General features: G+C 69.2%; 17 protein-coding genes. 3 read left to right on the forward strand and 14 right to left on the reverse strand.

The window, feature by feature from the left end; all coding sequences use genetic code 11:
- Nucleotides 1-115 precede the first annotated feature (115 nt).
- Nucleotides 116-943 (forward strand): CRISPR system precrRNA processing endoribonuclease RAMP protein Cas6, encoded by an 828-nt coding sequence (cas6, locus tag O7621_RS25005; RefSeq protein ID WP_282231500.1) that lies wholly within the window; start codon nt 116-118, stop codon nt 941-943.
- 142 nt (nt 944-1,085) lie between these two features.
- On the opposite strand, the gene O7621_RS25010 is transcribed toward cas6, so the two are convergent.
- The 12 genes from O7621_RS25010 to O7621_RS25065 all read right to left on the reverse strand — a co-directional run bounded on the left by O7621_RS25010 (nt 1,086) and on the right by O7621_RS25065 (nt 9,451).
- Nucleotides 1,086-1,754 carry a C39 family peptidase gene (locus O7621_RS25010; protein WP_282231501.1) on the reverse strand — a complete coding sequence of 223 codons (669 nt, stop codon included), beginning with the start codon at nt 1,752-1,754 and terminating at the stop codon, nt 1,086-1,088.
- A gap of 252 nt (nt 1,755-2,006) precedes the next feature.
- Nucleotides 2,007-2,549: a hypothetical protein gene (locus tag O7621_RS25015; protein WP_282231502.1), complete on the reverse strand. Its 543-nt coding sequence runs from the start codon at nt 2,547-2,549 to the stop codon at nt 2,007-2,009.
- 155 nt (nt 2,550-2,704) lie between these two features.
- Nucleotides 2,705-3,505 (reverse strand): PT domain-containing protein, encoded by an 801-nt coding sequence (locus O7621_RS25020; protein WP_282231503.1) that lies wholly within the window; start codon nt 3,503-3,505, stop codon nt 2,705-2,707.
- Entirely contained in the window at nt 3,495-3,998 is a 504-nt protein-coding gene (locus O7621_RS25025; RefSeq protein ID WP_282231504.1) for a sigma-70 family RNA polymerase sigma factor, read from the reverse strand. The genes O7621_RS25020 and O7621_RS25025 overlap by 11 nt, the downstream gene beginning before the upstream one ends.
- Before the next feature lie 40 nt (nt 3,999-4,038).
- Complete coding sequence (locus tag O7621_RS25030; protein ID WP_282231505.1) at nt 4,039-4,695, reverse strand: hypothetical protein; 657 nt, start codon at nt 4,693-4,695, stop codon at nt 4,039-4,041.
- Nucleotides 4,696-4,883: 188 nt separating this feature from the next.
- Entirely contained in the window at nt 4,884-6,221 is a 1,338-nt protein-coding gene (locus O7621_RS25035; RefSeq protein ID WP_282231506.1) for an acyltransferase, read from the reverse strand.
- 204 nt (nt 6,222-6,425) lie between these two features.
- Nucleotides 6,426-7,091 carry an endonuclease V gene (locus tag O7621_RS25040; protein ID WP_282231507.1) on the reverse strand — a complete coding sequence of 222 codons (666 nt, stop codon included), beginning with the start codon at nt 7,089-7,091 and terminating at the stop codon, nt 6,426-6,428.
- 8 nt (nt 7,092-7,099) lie between these two features.
- The gene (locus O7621_RS25045; protein WP_282231508.1) at nt 7,100-7,693 is read right to left on the reverse strand and encodes a GNAT family N-acetyltransferase; all 594 of its coding nucleotides are present in this window, start codon (nt 7,691-7,693) and stop codon (nt 7,100-7,102) included.
- Between the two features lie 100 nt (nt 7,694-7,793).
- Nucleotides 7,794-7,925 (reverse strand): hypothetical protein, encoded by a 132-nt coding sequence (locus O7621_RS25050; protein ID WP_278170260.1) that lies wholly within the window; start codon nt 7,923-7,925, stop codon nt 7,794-7,796.
- Nucleotides 7,926-7,987: 62 nt separating this feature from the next.
- Nucleotides 7,988-8,368: a hypothetical protein gene (locus tag O7621_RS25055; protein ID WP_282231509.1), complete on the reverse strand. Its 381-nt coding sequence runs from the start codon at nt 8,366-8,368 to the stop codon at nt 7,988-7,990.
- On the reverse strand, nt 8,361-8,999 hold the full coding sequence (locus tag O7621_RS25060) for a GPP34 family phosphoprotein (RefSeq protein ID WP_282231510.1): 639 nt from the start codon (nt 8,997-8,999) through the stop codon (nt 8,361-8,363). Before O7621_RS25060 ends, O7621_RS25055 begins: the two co-directional genes overlap by 8 nt.
- Before the next feature lie 89 nt (nt 9,000-9,088).
- Nucleotides 9,089-9,451: a zinc ribbon domain-containing protein gene (locus tag O7621_RS25065; protein ID WP_282231511.1), complete on the reverse strand. Its 363-nt coding sequence runs from the start codon at nt 9,449-9,451 to the stop codon at nt 9,089-9,091.
- A 240-nt stretch (nt 9,452-9,691) separates the two neighbouring features.
- Here O7621_RS25065 and O7621_RS25070 point away from each other — a divergent pair, with 240 nt between their 5' ends.
- Nucleotides 9,692-10,585 (forward strand): helix-turn-helix transcriptional regulator, encoded by an 894-nt coding sequence (locus tag O7621_RS25070; protein ID WP_282231512.1) that lies wholly within the window; start codon nt 9,692-9,694, stop codon nt 10,583-10,585.
- A gap of 17 nt (nt 10,586-10,602) precedes the next feature.
- On the forward strand, nt 10,603-10,812 hold the full coding sequence (locus O7621_RS25075) for a DUF397 domain-containing protein (RefSeq protein ID WP_282231513.1): 210 nt from the start codon (nt 10,603-10,605) through the stop codon (nt 10,810-10,812).
- A 466-nt stretch (nt 10,813-11,278) separates the two neighbouring features.
- Here O7621_RS25075 and O7621_RS25080 read toward each other — a convergent pair whose 3' ends face one another.
- Together O7621_RS25080 and O7621_RS29260 are read right to left on the reverse strand one after the other, a co-directional pair.
- Nucleotides 11,279-11,641: a hypothetical protein gene (locus tag O7621_RS25080; RefSeq protein ID WP_282231514.1), complete on the reverse strand. Its 363-nt coding sequence runs from the start codon at nt 11,639-11,641 to the stop codon at nt 11,279-11,281.
- 7 nt (nt 11,642-11,648) lie between these two features.
- A complete protein-coding gene (locus tag O7621_RS29260; protein ID WP_348775263.1) occupies nt 11,649-22,391 on the reverse strand; it encodes a LamG-like jellyroll fold domain-containing protein in 10,743 nt (3,580 codons plus the stop codon).
- Nucleotides 22,392-22,522: the final 131 nt, after the last annotated feature.

Consider the following 22,522-nt stretch of genomic DNA (forward strand, 5'->3'; position numbering starts at 1 on the left):
TCCGCTGCCCGACCCCGACCGGGTCGGGCAGCGGATCCCCCGGCCCGTTGGCGCCGGTCTGCTTGAGTGGGGGGCACTCACCGACCACACCAGACCGAGAGGGTACGCCGGCCCGATGCCCACCCAGATCGTCGTCTCCCTGGTGCCGACCGCCGCCACGGCGGTCCCGCCGCCGCACACCGGCCCGGCCGTCTACGCCGCGTTCCTCAAAGCGGTCCGCGCCGTCGACCCGGAGCTGTCCGCGATCATGCACGACAGCCCCCGGTACAAGCCGTTCACCCTCAGCCCGGTCCTCGACGAGCAGGGCCGGCCACCGTCGGCACCGGGGCAGCCGGCCCGGATCGTGGCCGGCCTGCTGATCGACGCGTACGCCGCCCCGGTGCTCGCCGCGCTGCACCACGCCGCCGGGCATCAGATCGCACAGACCCGGTACCGCACCGTCGACGTCGCCGTGCACGCGGTGTCGTACGCCGAGCTGGCCACCGGCGCCGACCCGGCCGCCAACACCTGGGCGTACGACCTGCTGACCCCGGTCGGGTTCGCCACCGGACGCGGGGACGGTGCCCGCCGCCAGCGCCCCTGGCCGGACGCGGAGCGGGTGTTCACCAACCTGACCCGGCGCTGGGACGCGTTCGCCGGGGAGGTGGCGTTGCCGACGTCGGCGGAGCCGGCGGTCGTCGACCATCTTGAGGTGGTCGACGCCCAACTGCGGATGGTCACGCACCTGGTGGAGCCGGGGCAGCGTAACCCGCAGCACCGGTTCCGCCGGGGCACGGTCGGCTCGGTGACCTTCCAGTTGGCGGAGGCGTCGGGGGTGCCCGGCGACGCGCGGCGGGCGGTGGACGCCCTGGCGGCGTTCGCCAGCTACGCCGGCTTCGGTGACCGGACCGCGATGGGCATGGGCCACGTCCGGCGCAGACTCAGCCCGCCACCGCAGCAGTGATCCACTTCGGCTCATCGGACTGCCGCCCGGCGTGTCGGGTCGATGAACCGCGGCGGATCAAGGCCAGCCGGTGACGACCGTTGGCCGGGTTTGCCGCGTACGCGGCAAACCCGGCCAACATGGTCAGGGCGAGGTCAGGACGTCAGTGCGAGTAGCCGCGCGTGGCGATCCAGTGCGCCAGGGTCTCGGTGCTCACCCAGTAGTGTTCGGCGCCCAGGAAGGCCGGGTCGGCGATCTTGACAGCGTCGCCGCCCTCGCCGTAGCCGACCACGGTCACGTAGTGCCCGCCCGGGTACGAGTGGGTCCGGCCGTCGACGTCGCTCACCGTACCGATGATGTTGGCCACCACGGCCCGGCCGTCGTCCACGGTCGCCCGCACGTCGTCGCGCAGCTGGTCGATCTGCGCCTGGCTCGCCCTGGACGCCTCGATCGCGGTGGTCCGGTACTTGTCGTCGCCGGTGAGCTCGTTGAGCACCCGGGTGGTGTCCTCAGCCGAGTCGGTGCCGGCCACGGTGGTGCCCAGCCTGCTGGCCACCTCGTCCTGCGACAGTTCGCGGCCCTGCGCGGTCAGCGCGATCCGGGTCGCCGCCGGACCGCAGTAGTAGAAGTTCGGCTGCCGCTCGTAGCGGATGTCCAGCAGCCGGCCCTCGCCGGACCACCCGCCCTGGTCGGAACTGGCGGCAGTAGTGGTGAACCTCGTGGTGTCCGAGGCCGGGGCAGCCTGGGCTGCGGCAGCCGGACCGGCCACCACACCGCCGGCTACCAGCAGACCGGCGACGGACAGTGCGGATCGGTGAAGAACGGTGGTCATCTGCGGATCTCCGTTCCGGGAGGGTGCGGAAGATCCGGGCACTGATCGTCTGGCAGCGACCCGGACCCCGCGAACGGGACTTTCGGTCAGTCGGTGCCCAGCGCGGCGGTCAGGGCTGATACCACGCCCATTCCCGACCGCGCCCAACGCCCCGCGTGCGGAAATCACAACGACGCGTACGCCACGGGACGCACCGGGTAACAACCGCAGCGGGGCGGCCGACATTCCGCCGTCCCGCCAATCAACCGGAGATCAACCGCCGATAGCCGGTCGCTCGGCAACATCGTTGAAGATCTGGTCCTCGAACGCGAGCAGCGTCGAGCCGACAGCCTTGATGAATGCGAAGTTCAGCCCTCCGCCGACCACCGCTCCGACGATCGGCACCGCCTTGCCCAGAGTGCGCGCCGTGAGCCGTTTGAGCAGTTCCTGCGCGACCCGCAGGGCGAGGAACTCGACGCCCTTGATGCCCACTCTCACCCCGATCGAGAGTCCGACGATCTTCATGAACTCGGGGAAGCTGACCGCGTACCGCCCGGTCCGGTAGTAGATCACCGCGAGGGTGACCCGGAACTGCTGGGCGATGGTGTTGGCGAGGTCGGCGGGGATGCCCAGGGCCAGCGTCACGCCGCCGCCGAGCCCGGCAGCGGCGCCGGTGCCGGCGGCCAGACCGGCGCAGTAGTTGATGTAGCCGTTGATCCCCATCGAGTCGACTTTTTCCTTGATCTTGAACCCGTCGAGATTCTTGTGAACAAACTGGAAGGACTTCGCCAACGCACCGGCAGAGTTTGTGTTCACCGTGACCACCTGACCCGCAAATCTTGTCGTCAGACCATCGGATGCCGACTGATCGATCGGCACCTCGACGGTATTCGACGACGAAGCCCAGCGGCGAGAGCAGTACGTACAAGCGCGACAGTCAGCCGTACCGTCAAACCGCCGGGCCGGGCGGCTCACCCCGGCGAAGGACCATTGTCGACTAGCCGGAAGTATGTCGTCAGCGTCGCGTCGCCCAGCTCTTCGAGGATCAGCCCCCGGGTGGCGGAGTGCTGCAGGTACGCCGAGGCGCTGCTGATCGCGTACGACGGTTCCCCACCGTCCCGTTCCACGGCGCTGACCGAGAAGTGCTGCCTTGGCTCGGATGCCACGCAGTCCGCCGCGACGACGGTCAACGGGTCCGCCCCCGACGACCTGACCTGCCAGCACGCGTCGGAGCCGTCCGGGTTCGGTTCGGCGGCGCGGATCCGGAAGGTGTCCGCCCCGGCCGGTTCAATGACGAACAGCCGCCGGCCCTCGGTCCCGTCGACCTCGCCCAGCGGGCCGTCGTCGAGCAACGACACCGCCGACTCGAACGCGTCGGTACGCACGATCGCGACCTGGCGGTCCCCGGACAGCAGCGGATCGTCCCCGACGGAGGCCGGCGCCCCGGTCGGCGATCCAGTCGACGCACCGGTCGGCGATCCGGACGGCGATCCGGTCGGCGCACCGGTCGGCGATCCGGACGGCACGCTCATTGTCGGGCCGGCGGGCCCGACCGGCAGCTGCGGTGCGGCGGTCAACAACTGGATCACAGCGACGCCCGCGCCGACGGCTCCGACCAGCGTCACCGCCAGCGCGGCGGTGGTGGCACGTCGGCGTCGGCGCAGCGTCTCGCCGCGCCGCCGGATGTCCGCCGCCGGGGCGAGCCGGCCAATCTGCCCGGCCCGCCGGGCCACGTCGCGTAGCGTCTCGTCGAATCGGTCGTCAGACGGCACGGCTCCGCCCTTCGTCGCCGCTGGTGGTCAGGTGTACGGCCAGCGCCTTGCGGCCCCGGGCCAGCCAGGTCTTGATCGTGTTCGGGCTGGTGCCGGTCTCCGCGGCGATCTCGGCGACGCTCAGGCCGACCAGGTGGTGCAGCACGACGGCCCGGCGCTGGTCGACACCGAGCCGGCGCAACGCGGCGACGATCGCGACGTGGTCGGCCGACACCTCGTCGACCTGGTGGCCGTTGGCGTCGCGGCGGTGGGCGCGCAGTCGGTTCACCGCCTTACGCCAGGAGCTCACCGCGATCCGGTACGCGACCGTGCGTACCCAGGCTTCGGGGCTGTCACAGTCGCGCACGGACCGCCACCGGTCCCACGCGCGGGCGTACGCCTCCGCGACCGCGTCCTCGGCGTCGGCCCGGTTGCCGAGCACCACGGACAGATGTCCGAGCACCCGTTGGGCCGACGCGGCGTAGAAGGCGTCGAACTCGTCGGCGTCACGCATCCGTCGTGCTCCACCCGTCACCTGGTCGTTCCTGCACCGGTCACCGGGTCGGCGCCGGCCCGTTGTCGGTGAACCGGAACCCGTCCGGGGTCGGCGAACCGTCGCCCTGCTCCTCCAGGATCAGCCCGGAGCGGGCCGACGTGCGCAGGTACGCCGACCTGTTGCTGATCATGAAGGTGTCGTCGGCGCCGGTGTCGACCGCGACGATCGCGAACCGCTGCCGGGGGTCCCCGGCGTCGCAGGCCGCACCCTCGACCGACAGCGATCCCCCGTCTCCCGGGTTGCGCACCCGCCAGCAGACCGGGTCACCGGCACCGGGGCCGCCGCCGGTCGCCTGGTACGACTCGATCAGGAACAGCCGCCCCTGCAACGGGACCACGACGAACAACTGGCGGCCCTCGTCGCCGTCGACCTCGGCCAACCGTCCGTCGTCGGTGATCGACAGCCCGGACTCGAACGCCTCGGCCCGCACGATGCTGACCTGCCGGGTGCCGGACAGCACCTGCGGCAGGCCGCCCGTGGGTGCCGTCGGCTCCGGCGGCGGTGCCAGGCTGGCGGTCGGAATCCCGGTCACCGTCGTCGGGTCCGGGTCGGACGTCGGCGTCGCGTCACCGGCCGGTGCGTTCGTGCCGCACGCCGCCACCGCGCCGGCCAGCACGGCGATTCCCAGACCTGTGATCCATCGGCTCGTCACCACGGTTCTCACCCTCATCCGACTGTCGGTGACCCGGCAGCGACGGCTACCCACCCACCGCCGCCGGGTCCGGTCGATGTTCTCGATTCGACCGACATACCCCCAGACGTGTGGCGGCGGCGCCCGGTTTCAGCCGTGCACATGGACTTGCGGGGACCTGGCATGTGCGTAGCCTTCCCCGCACCGGTCCGTCAGCCGCGCGGAGCTGGCACCTGGCCACCGTCTCCGTCACCTGCCGCGGTGCCGTTCGTCGCAGCCGAATAGGCATTACGACCGCCCTGGTAGGCGCTTTGTGGCAGTACGGACGACCGTACGCCCGCCGGACCTCCTGCGGCCGCCGGCCTGGCCGGGGCAGGGCGAGCGGGCCGGGGCAGGCGGGCGACGTCGAGGGCCCGCAATCTCATCGCGGGCTTCTCGACAAGATGCCACGACGGTACAGCGAACAGCATCGTGCCGATTACCGACAACAGGATGTACGATGACATGCCGTACTCGGCCACGCCGACCAGTGCCAGAACTTGCTGCACCGGGAAAGCATAGATGTAAATTCCGTACGAGTAGTCCCGCCCACGACCGACCCGTCCGAGCCGTCGCGGAAGCGCAACACCCAGATATATGAGCAGGTACGCGTAGGCTGGCAGTCCGACAACGACGAATCCGCCCCACAGTAGGCTGATCGCGAGCAGGACGGCCGCCAACACAGCCAGCCGGCCGTCCATCGGTATGCGATGCATATAGCAGCGGACGGCGGCGCCCAGCACAAAGAGGAAAGTCAGATACAGTAGCCAGTCAGAGGCGAACGAGCCGATCAGCGGAAACGGGCCGACCGCCCCGACGGGAGCTGGCCGGAATGCCCATGTCGAAGCAATCGAAATGTCACGAATAATCAGTGCATAGCCGAATATCAGGATTGCCAGCAATGCCCGCGGGGCCAGGCGCAGGACCGAAGTCACACTGAGGACGGCGACCAGGCCATAGCACACAAGTTCGTACCGCAAGCTCCACAGTGATCCATCGAACGCGCTCGGCCCACCCATCATCTGACCGAACGGAGTAGACGACAACAGTCCCGATATCGGGTACTGCTCCATAGCGGTGAACCAGTTGACCGCCAGGTAGGAAAATGGACCTTGAGGATGACTCCAGAACCCTCGCATCGTACCGTTCTCGTACAGAGCGACCAGCGGCGCCACCACAAATGCGGTGACCAGTAGACACACCCAGAAGCCGGGAAAAATCCGAAGCACCCGATGCCAGGAATACCGCAGGACCGAGTGCTTGAGCGCACTTCCCGTGATCAAGAATCCGGAAACCACGAAGAATCCCTGGACCGACAGCGAACCGAGCTCGCTCTGCCCAGCCGATATCCCGTAGCCAAGGCTCGCCGCGCCGTAGCCCAGCGGCCAGGCATGCGCCACGAGGACACCAAGGGCCAGGGCCAGGCGGATCAGCCCGAACGAATTACTGTCCGGCACGTACCGGTCGGCAAGGCTCGGCAGACCGCGACACATCGCCGCATGCGCACTCAACACGGATCTCCTCAAGGCCGGACCGCCTCATTGATGAAGGCCGGGGTCTCCCGCTGGTCACGACGACCCCGACACGGGGACAATCAGGTCGTCCCCTTACCGAAAGAACCTTAATGCCCACAGACTGACGAGTGGACTCGATTCCAAGAACGACATGCCTTTCTCCGACGAAGCAGGTTGACTAACATGAAAGGCCGTTCGATATCAGCCGTGCCGGGAAACTTCCCGGCACGCGCGGTCGGCCAGGCGGGTCGTCTCCGGCAGCCGGTAGTGCGGCGTCAGGCGCAGGGTGATCTCGGTCGCCTGGGCGATGTCGATGAGATGCCCGGCCGACACGTACACCGGTTTGACGCCGGTGCGGGTGCGCAGCACCCGGCCGACCACCTCACCGTTGTCGACCAGGTCGGCCCAGCCGCCGCGCTCGGGTGGCACCTCGCCGTGGGTGCTGACGAACGCCGTCTTGGCCACGCCGAACGCCGGGATGCCGGTGACCACGCCCAGGTGGCTGGCCAGGCCGCAGCGGCGCGGATGCGCGACGCCGTACCCGTCGCAGACCAGCAGGTCCGGGCGGACGGTGAGCCGCTCGAGGACGGTGAGCAGGACCGGAACCTCGCGGAACGCAAGCAGGCCGGGAACGTACGGGAAGTCGCAGACGCCGGTCGCGGTCGCGCTGGCCACGACGGACAGGTTGTCCGCCAGGTCGAGCACGACGACGGCACCGGCGAGTCGGCCCGCCGCCGACGAGTCCGATTCGTACGCGACGTCGACACCGGCGACGAACCTCGGCGGTACGGGCATCGGCTGGTCGACCCGGACCCGGCGGGCCAGCTCGCGCTGGATCTCGACGGCCTCCCGCTCGGTACGCGGCATCGCCGCCGTCACCGCTTCCCCGTCCCGTGCGTGGCCGGCGGAACCGGCAACGGATACGTCGGCGGGTGCGGCTGTCCACCCAGGTCGATCCAGTAGCGGCGGGTACGGCCGAGCTCGGTGTCCCGTACGTCCTCCAGCACCCCGCCGTGGCGTTCGATGACCCGCGCCGACGCGGCGTTGCCGTCGCCGCAGGTAATCAGGACCCGGTCCAGGCCACGGGCGGCGGCCAACGGCAGCATCGCGCCGAGCGCCCAGGTCGCGATGCCACGGCCACGCGCCGACGGCCGTACGCCGTAGCCGATGTGCCCGCCGGCGCGGCGCAGGAAGTCGTTGAGCCGGTGCCGCAGCGAGATCGCCCCGAGGTAGGCGTCCTGCTCGACGATCCACCGGTGGGTGGTGTGCACCCACCCCTCGTCGGCGGGCAGCGACTCGTCACCCTGGCGGCGCAGCCGGTCGACCCAGGCGGCGAACCCGGCGGCGGTGTCGACGTCGTCGGACGGCCGCAGCCCACTGCCGTCCTGATGGGTGCCGCGCCCCCACTCGTCGCGGGCGGCGAGCCACGACGCGTACAGCTCGATGGTGGGTGTGATCAGCTCAGGCACGTCGGCAGACTACGCGGCATGGCGATCCGTATCCGCCAGCTCGCCCACCGCCTCTCCCCTGCCCTGTCGTTGTGCCACCCGACCAGCTTGACCGCAGGGCTCAGACGCTCGGCGGTGGCGGGGTGGTGGTGAGTTCGCCGCACTTGGGGCACCAGCGGCTCTTGACCCGGAACGAGAACAGCCCGGCCAGGTAGCCGAGCACCGCAGCGCTGGTCAACGCGCAGACATCCATAACCTGTTCCTTCTCTCCAGGGCGGGCAAGACATGACTTCGTCTCGGCGGCGACGGCTCAGGTCACCGGGCCGGGGGCGGCGTCGGGCCGGCAACCCGTCGCCGACGGTCGATCCAGGAGGCACGCAGGGACAGCCAGCTCGACGGGCCTCGGGCGTACACCTCGGTCAGCAGGGATGCGAAGACCTCGCGCCGCCGGTCGGCCGGCAGGTGCGGCCGGGCCAGCTGTGGTTGCCGGGCGGCGGCCCGGTCCCACATCAGGGTTTCGGCGTGCAGGGCGTCGATCTCGTTGCGGCACGCACCGGTGCACCGGTAGACGCGGGTGGCGGCACGGACGGCCGGGGTCATCGGGGTCCGGCAGTCCGCACAGTGGATCAGTGCGGCCAGTGGGTATCCGGCCGGATCGGGGTAGTCGACCATCATCAGCCGCCGCCGGTCAGCCACGGTGTGCGGCGACGGTGCGGCCGAGTGCCGCACGGGTCTGCCGGGCAAGGTCGACGATCGGCGGCCAGCCGTGGTCGACGAGGGTGCGCAGGTCGTCGTAGGCGTGCGGCGGCGCACCGTTGAGGATGTGCCGGTCGAGGCCGCAGGCCCAGGTCAACGCCGCCAGACCCTGGTCGGTGACGTGGAGACGGCGGCGGGCGCGCAGCGCGGTGGCCAGCCGGACGGCGGGCCAGCCGGCGGCGTTCATGTCGGTGGGCACCCACCGTTCGCCGCGACCGACGAGGCGGCGGCGGGTCACTTCCCGGCGTACGTGGCCGGCGCGGGCCAGTCGGGTGGCGACCTGCCGGACCGCGGTCTCGCTGAGCAGACCGACCCAGGTCTTCACCGGTTGCGGGGTCGGCGCGGCGCTGATCTGGGCGAGGATGCCGTGCACCAGGTCGTCGGGCGGGGCGACGGTCGCGCCGACGACGACCAGGCCGCGGCGCACGGCGATCCGCTGCGGGTAGAGCAGTTCGGCCAGCAGCGCGGCGGCCAGGCCGTGGCTGAGCGCGCGGGGGTGCAGCAACGGTCGGCCGTGCAGCCGGTGGTGGGCCATCCGGAACAGGTCGTCGGCCAGCGGGTGTGTGGACATTCGGCAGACTCCTCGGCAAAGTGCGCAGACAAGGGTGTGGAACGCCGCCCGCCGCCACGCCCACCTCGGCAGCGACGACGGGCGGCGGCTCAGGTACGCCAGACGATCAGCAGGTCGTCGGCGTCGGCACCGACGTACACCTGATCGATGGCCTCGCCGATCACGTCGGCGTCGGTGCTCGGCGGCGACACAGCGGCCAGGTCGGGGCGGCGGCGGGCGAGGGACAGGCCGACGAGCCGCTCGATCCGGCCCGCGTCGACCGGGCCCAGCCGGCAACCACACGGTCCCCGGTACGCCCGCCCACCGTCAGCGGTCCGCAACGGCTGCAGCCGCCGCCCACACGCCGCGCACATCAGGACCCCACGCAGCGGCCACCGGTCGGACGTGTCGCCGCGCTCGGGTTCCCCGACTGGTTGGCCGTCTTCGGGCAGGTCAGAGCGCAGCGAAGGCATCGAAGGACTCCTACGGGTGCACGAGGTTGACCGGCGACGGAACGGGTGCCACCGGCACAGAGGGCTGAAGATCACAGATCGTCGCGATCCAGTAACTCGCTTTGGATCGACAGTGGCACGCCGAATCTGGTCCGTCAATTCTTCCATGGAAAAATGTTGAGACCATCTCGATCGGTCGGCCTTAATGATCAAGATGGATTGCGCTAGCCTGGTTGCGCTGACAAGCATGGATGGTCCAAGATGGCGGAATCCACCTCACCCACTGTGGAGGCAGACGTGCCCAAGGTCGTCGGTCCAACCATCCCGCGCTGGCAGCTCGGCGAGGAGCTCACCCGCCTACGCCGCGCCGCCAACCTCACCGAGGCAGTCGTCGCCGACAAACTCGGCTGCTCCGAGTCGAAGATCAAGAAGGTCGAAGCCGGCTACGTCGGCACCAACCGCGCCGAGCTCATGGTCATGCTCGACATGTACGGCGTCACCGACGAGGCCGCCCGCAACGACATGATCGAGCTTCAGAAGCGAGGCAAGGAACGCGGCTGGTGGTCCAAGTTCGGCATGGTGCCCCAGCAGTTCGCGACCTTCCTCAGCCTGGAGTCCTCGGCGACCAGCATCCGCGTCTTCGAACCGCTGATCGTCCACGGACTCCTGCAGACCGAGGACTACACCCGCGCGATCGTCTCGACGCATACGCCTGGGCTCACGCCGGATGAGATCGAACGGCAGGTGCAGATCCGCCGCGCCCGCCAAGAGCGGATCTTCGCCGACCCGCCGCAGACCTGGATCATCCTCGACGAGGCGGTCCTGCACCGCAGGGTCGGCGGCACCGACGCCATGCGCGCCCAGCTCACCCACATCCTCGACACCGTCAAGGCCAACCGTTGGCTCACCCTCCAGGTCGTCCCGTACAGCCACGGCAGCTACCCTGGTGAGCTCGGCGCGTTCACGATCTTCGACTTCGAGGAGGACATCCACTCCCCCGTCGTCTACGTGGAAGGCCAGGCCGGCGGCCTCTATCTCGAACGTGACGCGGACCTGCGCCGGTGTAACCTGGCGTACAACCACATCACGGCCGCCGCGCTCAGCCCGCCCGAGAGCGCCAAGCTGATCACCGCCCTGACCCGCGCCACGGGTTGACCGACGAGGAGCAGCACGTGACCCCCGACCTCGACCTCAGCGCTGCCGTCTGGCGCAAGAGCAGGAAGTCATCCACGAACGGTGGCTGCGTCGAGGTCGCCAACCTGGGTCAGGCGTACGCGCTCCGCGACTCCAAGAACCCGGACGGTCCGGTCCTGATCTTCACCCCCGAGGAGTGGGACTGCTTCCTCGACGGCGCAGAAAAGGGCGAGTTCCGCCAGCTCTGACCGCAACCTGCGACCGCCTACCCCGCAGACACCTCCGCCAGGTACGGCGAACAGCCACGCCATCGGCTGGCTCGCACCTGCCAGCGTCTCCACCTTCGCTGCTGGCAACAATCTGCCGTCCTTACTTACTCAGCAATGCTGGCGTCACCGATTGGGACCGAGCCCAGCGAGATCCAGCGCGAATTGCGGCCCGAGAAGACGATCAGCGGTCGATCTGGACCCCCAGCCCGTAGCGGCCGCAACCAGATTCTAGTCAATCACCCAATCGGCAATCTTCGTGGGGCGAGACCCATCAAACATAGCCCTCAGCAATCCTTGAACCGATTCAGCATAGCGAAATACCGATGCGTCGCGACCAGCAAGAAAAGAGCCCTCGTCGTTCATGTATATTGTGAAATGAAATCCGTCCACACCTACCGGGCACAAACTTTTCCTAACGGCAGAGGACAGATCATCATTTAGCGAACTACAGCAACAGAATCTTCTCAAAGAACGAAGGATCTCGATACGTTCCCTCATCCTCATGCCACGCGAGAGGACCAGAGAGCACATAGTTGGCGAGTTCACCTCCAACAATGAACAACTCAGTCCCTCCAGGAAATTCGCGGCCAGCTTGCGATTCAATTTCTGACCGCTCGCCTCCATTAGCCCTGCCAATCGTCAGGCTCTCGAAAACTGTATCGAGCTGCATGCGAGCCACCTGCTGAAAAAGGACGTCGATCCTGGTTGAATTATCCTCGTCGCGCGAACTACGCAGAAGCAGAACCTTATGACTCACGGAGTAGCGCCACAGCTTGAATTGGCGAGAAGACTCGAACAAAACTTCCATTAGATCCCTACCAATTGGGTTTCGCAAGGTCCACTCGCGCGCCGGCGTAATAAAACTTGATGCTACTCCAAGTCCTGACTTCTCGTCGAACAGCTAGACCAAGCTGAGCCATTTCCCAGTCAGTAGCACCAAAATTGCCACCTCTGCCGGCATTATAGGCATTCATGAATCTTTCTGAATGCGTAGCGCCATCCATACCGTCAAGTGCGACATGGATCGTCGTATCCTCATCCCTGATAGCATCCTTCACAGCCATCTGCCAGCCAGCCATGCCACTTTCGGGATCAACCGGCTTCAAGCCCGGATCATTGAAGGTTCTTACGTTACTCAGACCTTCGCCCCTCAGCTGGCTCGCCAACTTCTCACCATGTTCGTTAATGCCGAGAACTGCGTTGTTGCAGTTGTGTACAAGAACCGGCGTGTCGCCGGCAAGTACATGATACGTGTGGGTGTGGGCGACTGTCAGGTCGCGCATCTCCCGTTGGTCGCGGCGTGTCTGGACCGACACCACCGTGACCTCGCCGCGACCCGCCACCCGCAGCTTGGCACCCGGCTTGAGGTCGCCGGCGTTGACCCATGCCTGCCGGTTGTCGTCCCAGAAGGGGTGGTTCGGTGTCGTCTCCACCACGGTGGAGGTGCCGTCGCTGGTGCGGACCCGTACGTCGGTGAGTTCGCGGTCGGTGTTGCGGTGCAGTTGGGTGACGGGTTTCGGCAGCGATGTGCCGGACACCGGGTCGGTCGCTATGACCTGGTCGCCGACGTTGATGTCGGCGATGGGGCGGGTGGTGCCGTCGGCCATCAGCACCCGGGTGTCGGGGGCGAAGCTGTGCGTACGGCATCCCGGACCCGACCCGCCACGACCACTTGAGGCGGACGGACCGGCGGTGCTGCCGCCGCGTCCCGGTGGAGCGCGCGCGGGGCCTGCACCGCCGCCCTTGCGGCCGATCAGGTTGAGTCCCGGCACCGACCCGAGGGCGGCGGCTCTGAGGTCGACCCGTCCGGTGGTGGCGGCCTGGGAGATGACATCGGAGATGCCGTTCTCCACCGCGTCACTGGCCAACCGGGCGGTAACCCCCGAGCCGGCCTTCGCGGCGATCGCCGTACCGACCTTCGCCGCGATCGCCCCACCGGCACCACCGGCCAGGCCCATGATCGCCCCCGTACCGAGCGAACCGAGCGCGTCACCGACGGAGTGGATGTCGCCCTGCGCCACATCCTTCGCCAGGTTGATCAACGCACCCGCACCCACCATGCACGCCACCGCGCCCGCACCGGCGGTCACCGCCGTACACGCCAACCCGGCCACGACCGCGCCGGCGATCGCGGCGACCTCCAGGATGGTGTCCTTGTGCTCCACCACCCACTTCTTGGTGGCGTTCGCCGCATCCTTCACCACGCTGACGGTCTTCTTCACCACCCGGGTCGCCTTCGCCGCGACCTTCTTCGCCGCCTGCTTCACCTGGGCGACCTTCTGTTTCACCTTCTGTTTCGCCTTGGCGACCTTCTTCGCCACGTACTTCTTCGCCTGGTTGACCTTCTTCTTGACCGTCTTCTTCGCCTTGGCGTACGTCTTCTTGACCTTGTTCTTGACCTTCGCGGCCTTGGCCTTGACCTGGTTGACCTTCTTCTTCGCGGCGGTGGTGACCTTCCTCGCCGCGGTCTTCGTGACCTTCTTCGCCTTCTGGTAGGCGGCGCTGCCGTAACTCGACACGCTGGACACCGCCCGGCGGGTGACGCTGGACACCTTCGACGTCGCCTTCGACGCCAGCTTCGCCGCCGCCTTCAACGGGTTGCCCCAGTGCCCGGTCGGGTCGATCGTCGTCAACGGCGTGCCATCGCCGTACTGGTAGCGGTTCGCCGCGATCGAGTCCGGCACCGGGCTGTTGGCGGCCGAGTCGCGGGTGTCGAACTGCCCGGTGTCGGTGTTGTACCAGCGGGCGTGCATGTTCACCCGCGACGTCACCGCGTCGGTCCACTCCGACTGGTAACCCAGACTCCCGACCATCCCGGTACTGGCGAGGACCTTGCCCAACGGGTCGTACGTCGTCGCCCCGGCCAGGGTCGTCCCGGTCGTCGTGAACTGACCCACCACGTCGGTGTGCAGATCCGTCCACACCAACCGCTGCGTCCCACCCGCCGTCCCGGCCACCACCTCACCCGACGGCCCCCGCACATACGTCGCCGTGTCATCCGCCGCCAGGTCGTTACCGACCCCGGTGTACGCGAACCCCGGCCGCACCGCCCGACCCAACCCGTCATAGTCGTACGTACGCGCCGGCCCACCACCGCCGGTCTGCTGGCTGTGCACCTGACCGAACGCGTCGGCGGTCGTGGCGACCGTGCCGGCGGCGGCGAGGGTGCCACGGGCGGTGTACGTGTACGCCGTCCCGTCGGCGGTCAGCAGCCGGTTCCGCTGGTCGTAGCTGAACAGCTTGGCGCCGTTCTGCACCCGGTTACCGGCCTTGTCGTACGCGTACACCACGGTCGCCGAACCGTTGTTCCACGACGTCAACCGGTCGGCCAGGTCGTAGCTGTAGGTGTTCGTGACGGCGGCACCACCGAACCCGGTGGTCGTCTTCGAGGTCAGGTTGTCGTTTTCGTCCCAGCCGTAGCCGATCGCCGCGATCTGCGTACCACCGGAGGTTTTCAACGTGTCGCCGGTGAGCCGGTGCAGGTCGTCGAAGGTGAACTCCCGACGGTTGCCGGTGCCGCCGTAGGTGATCTGCGAGACCTGGGACAGGTTGTTGTACGCGTAGCCCATCGTCACGCCGGCGGTCGGGTTGGTCAGGCTGGCCAGCCGCCCGGCGGTGTCGTAGCCGTAGCTGGTGGTGCCGGCCGCGTCCTGCCGGCTGGCCAGCTGCCCGCTGCCGTTGTACGTGAACGTCGAGTTGCCGACCGGGCCGCTGATCGACAGCGGCAGGTCCCGGTCGTCGTAGCTGATCGTGTTGGTGCCACCGCCGCCGGAGAACTCGGTCATCCGGCCGCCGAGGTCGTAGTCGAAGACCCGGTCGACGGTGGTTGCCTCCGCGCCGGAGCCTTCCTGACGCAGCAGCTGGCCCATCTCGTCGTACTCGCTGCTGATCGTCACCCCGCCGGGCAGGAACTGGGTCACCGGTCGGCCGGCGGCGTCGTAGGCGACGCTGAACGTCCGGTCGGCCGCCGCCGGGTGCGCGGTGGTCGACGGCTCGATCTGCTTCTCCGGCAGATGCCACGGGTTGTACCCGGTCCAGAAGGCGTTGCCGCGCCCGTCGGTGAACCGGGTCCGGTTGCCGGACAGGTCGTAGCCGAACGTGGTGACGATGTCGTCGGAGCCGGAGATCGGCTGGGTGTGCTTCGTGAGCGCACCGGTGGCGTCGTACTCGAAGGTGGCGGTGGTGCCGCGCCCGTCGGTCGCGGCGGTCACGTTGCCGGCCCGGTCGTAGCTGGTGGTCTCCCGCACCAGCTGCACGCCGGCCGCGTCGTACATTTCGGTGGCCAGGACCCGGCCGGTCAGGTCGTAGTGGGTGTTGCTGTAGCTGTCGTCGGGCAGGGTGGTCCGGGTCATCCGGCCGGCACCGTCGTAGGTGTACTCGGTGGTGTTGCCGGCCCCGTCGGTGACGGTCAGCGGCTGCCCGACCGCGTTGTACGTCGCGGCGGTGGTCACCCCGGTCGGGTCGGTCACCTGGGCGAGCCGGCCCCCCGGGCCGTAGCTGTACGTGGTGGTGTGGTTGGTGCCGGTCTGCCGGACCACGTCCGTGCTGGTCTCCTGCCGGCCCAGGTAGTCGTAGGTGGATCTGGCCACCGCGCCGGTCGGGTCGGTGGTGGTCAGCAGGTCCCCGGCCAGGTTGTACGCGTACCGGGTGGTGCCGTCGTTCGGGGTGACCACCTTGGTCAGCCGGCCCAGCTGGTCGTAGGTGTACTCGGTGGTCTCGTTGAACGGGTCGGTGACCGAGGCCACCTGCCCCGACGCGTCGTAGCTGTAGGTGATCTCCGGGGTGACCGGGGTGGCCGACCCCGGCGGGGTGTACGCCGGCAGCTGCTCACCGGCCACCCGGCCGTCGGCGTCGTAGCTGGTCACCGACCAGTTGCCGGACGGGTCGAGGGTGTCGGTGACCTCGTCGAAGGTGTTGTAGCCGACCCAGGAGGCGGCGTTGGCCAGCACCGGCGACGGGCTGTCGACCGACTGGGCGTACGCCGCCGGGGCGGTGGTCTTGACCGCGTTGCCGCCCTCGTCATAGGTGATGTACGTGGTGTCGCCGTTGGCGTCGGTGGCCGCGACGACCTCGCCGTTGTCGTCGACCTGGTAGCTCTCCCGCACCACGTGGGCGTCGGCCGCCGGTGCGGTGCCGCCGTGCACGGCAGCGACCTCGGTCGGGCTGAGCGCCTTCTGGTACGCCTGCACGTCGCTGATCTCACCGGGCCAGAAGTTGCCCCGGGATCCGTTCCACATGCCGGCGCCGACGACGAACGTGCCGCGGGCGGTGAACGGTTTCGCGCCGCCCTGGCTGCCTTCCAGGGTGCCGTCGACGTAGATGCTGATGGTGCCGGTGGCCGCGTCGTACGTCCCGGCCAGGTGGGTCCAGGTGTTCAGCGCCGGGGTGCTGGTGGACACGACGGTGACCGGTTGCGTCACGTCCGGCGCGTCGAGGGTGCTGGTCCGCAGCCGCCAACGGTCGGCGGCCTTGTCGTAGGCCAGGTCGAACGGGGTCTGCTGCTCACCGTTGGCGGCGACCGCCTTGCGCAGGTCACCCTTGTCGGTCAGGTACACCCAGGCGGCCACGGTGAAGCTGCGTCCGGTGTCGATGACCGGGCCGTCGCTTTCGATGACCGAGCTGATGCCGTTGAATCCGGCGGCTCCGCCGTTGCCGGTGGTCCACCACATGCCGGGGACGGCCGTGCCGGGGCTGTTACCGGCGGAGTCGGCGGCGGCGACCCCGGCGGTCTCGTCGAGCCGCCAGCGCAGCACCGGGGTGGGGTCGGCGATCGACGGGTACTCGGTCTCGGCGAGCACCTCGCCGGCCGGGTCGTACAGGGTTTCGCTGAAGCCGACCGTGGCACCGCCGGCGTCGGTCTGCCGTTCGGTGACCACGTTGTCGTCGGCGTCGTAGCCGTAGTGGGTGGTGCGTTTCAGCCCGTCCGGGTCGACGGTGGTCGACGTCTGCCGGCCGGCGGCGTCGTACGCGTACGTGACGACGGTCGCGCCGTCGTCGGTGACCTCGCGGACCAGGTTGCCGGCCGCGTCGTACTCGTTCGACTCGACGACGAACGACGAACTGCCGTCGGTGCGGGTGACGTCGGCGATCAGCCCGTTGTCGGTGTACGTGTACTCGGTGGTCCAGCCCATCGGGTCGGTCTCGGCGGCCAGCCGCCCGGCCGGGTCGTACGACTTCGCCGAGATCAGCACGTCGGTGGCGGGCTGCGGGTCGTCCGGGTCGCCGGTGAAGCCGACCACCGTCGTGGTCAGCAGGTTGCCTTCGGCGTCGTACGTGTTGGTGGTGACGCCGCCGTCGTGGTCGGTCTCGGTGACCACCCGGCCGTACGGGTCGTAGCCGAGGGTGGTGACCGTGCCGCCCGGGGTGGTGGAGGTGGCCTGCTGGCCGTACTGGTTGTAGGTGTGCTGCTCGGTGCGCGACGCGTCGCCGCCGGTCAGGTCGGCGACGGTCTCGGTGAGCACGTTGCCGTCGTCGTCGTAGGTGTAGGTGGTGCGGGCGGTGTGCACCGCGCCGGTGACCCGGTTGGTGACCGCCGGCCCGGTCTCGGTCGCCACCCGCCCGGCCGCGTCGTAGGTGTAGGTGGTCGTCAGCCCGGCCGGGAAGGTGTCGCTGAGCTCCGTCTCGGTCAGGGTGCGACCCAACCCGTCGTACGTGAACCGGTCGATCTTGCCGCTCGGGTCGGTGACCTGGGCGACGTCGCCGTTGGCGTAGTAGTCGACGGTCTGCACCGCGCCGCCCGGGGTGGTGACCCGGGTCGGCAGGCCGGCCGGGGCGATCCCACCGCCGTACGCGGCGGTGCTGGTGCCGTCGGTGTAGCCGGTGGTGGTGACCCGGCCCAGCGGGTCGGTGATGGTGGTCTGGTTGCCGCTGGTGTCGTAGCCGTACGACGTACGGTAGGTGTCGTCGGTCTCCGACGCCGACCGTCCGTCGCGGACGGTGAGCAGCAGGTCGTTGCGGGCGTCCGGGGTCAGCGTCGTGGTCGTCGCGTCCGGGTAGTAGGTGTAGTACACCGACGAGCACTTGTCGGCTGACTGGTCCTGGCAGCTGACGCTCTGCTTGGTGTTGCCGCGCACGTCCTGGAACGTCTGCGTCCACACTCCGCGCGGGTCGTAGACCAGGCTGTTGTAGCCGCCGACGTCGTAGCCGAACTTGGTGACGTTGCCGAGCGCGTCGGTCTGCGCCACCGGCCGGCCGCCGTTGACCAGGTCGTAGCTGTAGGAGACGGTCTCGCCGGTGGGGCCGGTGACGGCGACCTGGGACACCGGCATCGGGATCGCGGTGGCCACCCCCGAGATCATCGTGACGGCGACCGGGGCGGTCTGCTGCGACGCCGCGTAGTGGGCGGTGACCTGCGCCTGGCTGAGCTCGCTGGTGAAGAACGCCGCTTCGGCGATCTGCCCCGGAAAGTAGCTGATGTCCCCGGAGGTCGACGGCCAGGTGCTCGGGGTGAAGCCGGTACCGAGGTACGCGTAGGCGGCCGGGGTGGTCTGGCCGCCGTAGTTGAGCGTGCCGACGAGGTTCCCGTCGAGGTAGAGCCGCTGGGTGTTGGCGGACAGGGTCATCGCGACGTGGTGCCAGTTGCCGTCACGGACACTGCCGGTGGTGGTGATCGGCGGATGGGTGTTGCCGCACCAGCACCACTTGCCGCGCAGTTTGCCGTCGGCGCCGACGTACAGCGCGGGAATCCGCTCGTTGGCGACGAGACCGCTGGTGATCGAGTTGGTCTGGAAGCTGTAGAGAACACCGCTGGAGGTGCCGCCGGTGGGCATCCGGAACCACATCGACACCGACGCCGGATCGGTGCCGCCGATGCGTTCCGGTGGCAACTCGACGTACGAGCTGGTGCCGTTGAAGGAGGCGGCGGTGGCACCGGCGAACGGGCCGTCCGCGCCGAGGGTCACCTGGTTGTAGGTGGCGACGCCACCGTCGACCTGGTTGACCGCCTCGGTCACCGCCACCTCGCCGAGACGCCAGTAGTCGGCCGGTTTGGCGCCGAGCACCGACGCGGCGTACACGTCGGCGCTGCCGGCGACGGTCGGGGTGCCCATCGTCCAGACGCCGCCGTTCTCGTCGGTGACGGTGGCGACCCGGCCGGTGGTGCCCTGGTAGGTGACCTGCGCGGTGACGCCGCCGGTCGGCCGGGTCACCGTCGACAGCACCGGATGGGTACGGGTGCCGGCGGCGTGCAGGGCGGCGACGGTGGCCGCCGGCAACGCCTGGTTGTGGAACGCCACGTCGGAGATCGAGCCGGAGAAGTAGCTGGCCGCCGCCGGGCTGACCCCGCTGTTCTGGTGGCCGGGCCAGTTGCCGCCGATGAAGCCGGCGCCGACGTGGATGTTGTCGGCGTTGTCGGGCAGCTGCATGATGATGCCGCCGAGGCTGCCCTGGGCGACGCCGTCGAGGTAGAGGGTCTGCGTGCTGCCGGCCCCGGCGAGCGCCACGTGGTGCCAGTCGCCGTCGTTGACCGGCGCGGCGGTGGTGATCGCGGCGGCGGCGTTGCCCTGCCAGAACTGGCCGCGCAGCTTGCCGTCGCTGCCGACGTACAGCGCCGGCACGTAGGTGGTGGGTGTGGTGCCGGCGGTGACCGGCGCGGCGCTGTAGCCGAACAGCACGCCGTTGACGGCGGTGGTGCGGAACCACATGCTGACCGTCTGGTACTGGCCGTCGGCGACCAGGTCGCCCGGCAGCTGCAGGTACGACGAGGTGCCGTCGAAGGCGGCGACGGTGGCGGTCGAGCCGGGGCGGGCAGCCGGCTGGCCGAGGGTCACTGCGGCGTACCGGGCGTTGTCGATGCCGGCGTTGGTGAGCACCGCGCTGCGGGCCACCGTTGCCGCAGACGGCTCCGACAGCGGCCAGTACGAGTACGGCCCGGTGTCCAGCACCGTGTTGGCGTACGGGGAGATGGTGGTGTGGCTGTAGCCGTGGCAGGCGCTCGGGCCGGTCGGCGGGCAGACCCGCGTCAGGGTGTCGTCCGGACCGTACCCGTACTGCCAGGTTTCGGCGCTGGCCGGGATGCCCGGATCGGCCGGGTCGGTGGCGACGGTGGTGACGTGCGGGTGGGCCGACCCGGTCGGGGTGTCCCAGGTCAGCCACAGCGACCGGCCGGCGGCGCTGGTGATCCGGCTGGCCAGCCCGCCCGTGTAGTCGACGGTCAGGGTGCGGCCGTTGGCGTCGGTGACCGCGGTCAGCCGGAACACGCCGCCGCCGGCGGACTGCCCGAACGTGTAGACGGAGGCGTCCTTGTCGGTCAGCGTGTAGCCGGTCAGGGTGGTGCCGCTGCGGGTCTCGGCGAAGGTGGCGAACCGGCCGGACGGTGCGGTGAACGTGCCGTCGGCGTTGCGGCCGAACGCGATGTCCTGCCCGGTCGGATAGGTGACCAGCACCGACTGGACGCTGCCGGTGGCGTCCGGCACAGCGGTGGCCCGCACGTCGAGCAGGCTCGACCAGCCGGTGCCGAACGCCGACGTACGCCGGGTGTCCAGGCTGTTGTAGCTGCGGGTGATGCTCAGTGACGGGCCGACGGTGGCGACCGTCGCGTCAGTCGCCGAGGTGGTGTAGTTGCCGATGCCCGGGTCGTATCCTTTGCCGGCGTTCTGGCTGAGGTTGCCGGCCAGGGTGGGTTGCGGCACGCCGGTGGTGAACGCGTACGCCGGGTATACGGCGCTGTAGCTCACCTGGTCGTGCACCCGGACCGTGTAGAGGTAGGTCTTGTTCCAGGCCAGAGTGCCGGTCGGTACCCGCCACGACGGGCTCGTCACCCAGCCGGAGTTGGCCACCACGGTGGTGCCGGTGCTGTCGTAGACGACGTACTGGTGGCGCAGCCCCTGGTTGGGCCAGGCGTCCGGGTCCTTGGACCGGACCAGCAGTTCCGGGGTCAGCGTCGGAGTCACCGCGTTGTTCGCCGGGTAGCGGACGTTGACCTGCGGCGCGACGTTGTCGGTGTAGGTCAGCTCGACATACGGCTTGTAGGCGCCGCCGCCGTAGTTGGCCGAGGTGAACCGCTTCCAGCCGTTGGAATCGGTCTCCGAGGCGGTCAGCGCCAGTCCGTGGTTGGTCCCGCCGGTGGACCAGTCGTTGAAGGTGGCGACGTTCAGCGGCACGGTCACCCACTTGCCGACACTGCGGTCGCCGGAGGTGTTCTGGCAGGACGGATAGTTGTCGGTGACGGTCAGCGAGCCGATCGAGCTGGAGATCGCCGGGCCGGGGTGGCTGGCGGTGGACAGGTTCGCCACCGTCCACGCCTGGTTGACCCGGTGCACGGAGAAGGCCCGATGCTCGGAGCAGCTGTAGGCCCAGGTCAGGTAGAGCTTCAGTTTGGCGGCGGTGATCCGCTTGCCGATGAACCCGTCGTCGTCGAACTCGTCGAAGTGGATGAACGAGCGGGCCTTGACGCCGCCGCCGTCGTAGGTGCCGACCGGCAGGTTGTCACCGTTGTGGTTGGTGGTCTGGTTGTCGCTGTCGACGTACACGTCGCCGGTGGTGCCGGTGGTGGCGGTCGGGTCCACCCGGACGGGGTAGACCCGGGCCGGGTCGTCCAGCCAGGCCCGGTCGGCGGTGACCTTCAGCGCCTGGCCGCCGCCGGGCTGGTCGACCAGCTCGAAGTCGACGTCGGGCGACTGGGCCGGCGCGCCGGACTGGGGGTCGACGTTGCTGTCCTCCATGAACCCGCGCGGGAACCAGACCCGGGCGGTGCCGTCGGCGTCGACCAGCTCCACCCAGCCTTCTGCGGTGAGCCGGGGCGTCAGCCCGGTCAGGTCGAGCGGGAACATCCAGGTCGACGGGGCCTGCGGTGAGTGCAGGATCAAGGTCTCCTTGAGCCCGGCGTCGAAAGTGATCAACTCCAGGTCGGTGTCCGGCAGGATGTCCCGGTAGGTGGCGGTGTTGCCGTCGGTCTCGGCGGCGACGTCGGCGGCACCGTCGAGTTCGTAGGCGACCCGCTTTCCGTCGGGCAGTGCCAGCACCCCGAGGTCGGTGTCGCCGGTGCTGCCGGCGACGCTCACCTGCAGGCTGTTGGCCCGCATGTGCAGCCGCCCGTCGCGGCGCTCGACCAGGTCGGTGTCGATCGGGCGCCAGCTACCGTCGGCGGCCCGGTAGTTGACCGGTCGGCTGTAGGTGCGCACCGTCGTGGAACCGTCGGCGTTGTCGTAGACGTCGGTGCGGGCGGTGGCCTCGTCGGCGTCCCGGCGGCTGGTCGCCGCGTCGAATCCGGGCTCGGCGACACCGGTCGGGGTGGTCGGTGCCGTCGGGTCGTGCGGCTGGTACGGCGGCAGTGTGTCGGCTGCCTGGCTGACACGGCGGCCCGCGCCGCCGGCCGCGGTGGTCTCCCCGGCCGGCACGTGGTGCTCGCCGGTGAACGGTGCCGGGCCGGCCATCACCGGCGCGCCGAGGGCGGCTGCCGCTGCCGACCACAACGGACGGTTGACCGCCCACGACCACAGCCACGACGTCGGCCAGGAGTCGGGCGGTACGGCACCGGCCGGCACCACCACGGTCAGCCCGAAGAGCAGCAGCGTCAGGGTCGCGATCCGGCGGGACGCACGACTGATGGCACGGCGCATGGCCGCCCTCCCCCGTGTACAAAGACTGTCCGACGTCGATCACGCCGACATCGGACAGTCTCCGACGACATGAGCGGAGCGCACAAGCGTCCGTACGGAGGGTTGACTTAGATCAACCCTCGGCGATTTCA

Origin of the sequence: Solwaraspora sp. WMMD937 (genome assembly GCF_029581175.1) — a bacterium.
GTDB lineage: Bacteria > Actinomycetota > Actinomycetes > Mycobacteriales > Micromonosporaceae > Micromonospora_E.

Excerpts from the sequence above, each read along its gene's own strand:
- cas6 (WP_282231500.1), top strand. The coding sequence starts at position 116 with ATGCCCACCCAGATCGTCGTCTCCCTGGTGCCGACCGCCGCCACGGCG.
- O7621_RS25010 (WP_282231501.1), bottom strand. The coding sequence starts at position 1,754 with ATGACCACCGTTCTTCACCGATCCGCACTGTCCGTCGCCGGTCTGCTG.
- O7621_RS25025 (WP_282231504.1), bottom strand. The coding sequence starts at position 3,998 with ATGCGTGACGCCGACGAGTTCGACGCCTTCTACGCCGCGTCGGCCCAA.
- O7621_RS25040 (WP_282231507.1), bottom strand. The coding sequence starts at position 7,091 with ATGCCGCGTACCGAGCGGGAGGCCGTCGAGATCCAGCGCGAGCTGGCC.
- O7621_RS25050 (WP_278170260.1), bottom strand. The coding sequence starts at position 7,925 with ATGGATGTCTGCGCGTTGACCAGCGCTGCGGTGCTCGGCTACCTGGCC.
- O7621_RS25060 (WP_282231510.1), bottom strand. The coding sequence starts at position 8,999 with ATGTCCACACACCCGCTGGCCGACGACCTGTTCCGGATGGCCCACCAC.
- O7621_RS25065 (WP_282231511.1), bottom strand. The coding sequence starts at position 9,451 with ATGCCTTCGCTGCGCTCTGACCTGCCCGAAGACGGCCAACCAGTCGGG.
- O7621_RS25070 (WP_282231512.1), top strand. The coding sequence starts at position 9,692 with ATGGCGGAATCCACCTCACCCACTGTGGAGGCAGACGTGCCCAAGGTC.
- O7621_RS25080 (WP_282231514.1), bottom strand. The coding sequence starts at position 11,641 with ATGGAAGTTTTGTTCGAGTCTTCTCGCCAATTCAAGCTGTGGCGCTAC.
- O7621_RS29260 (WP_348775263.1), bottom strand. The coding sequence starts at position 22,391 with ATGCGCCGTGCCATCAGTCGTGCGTCCCGCCGGATCGCGACCCTGACG.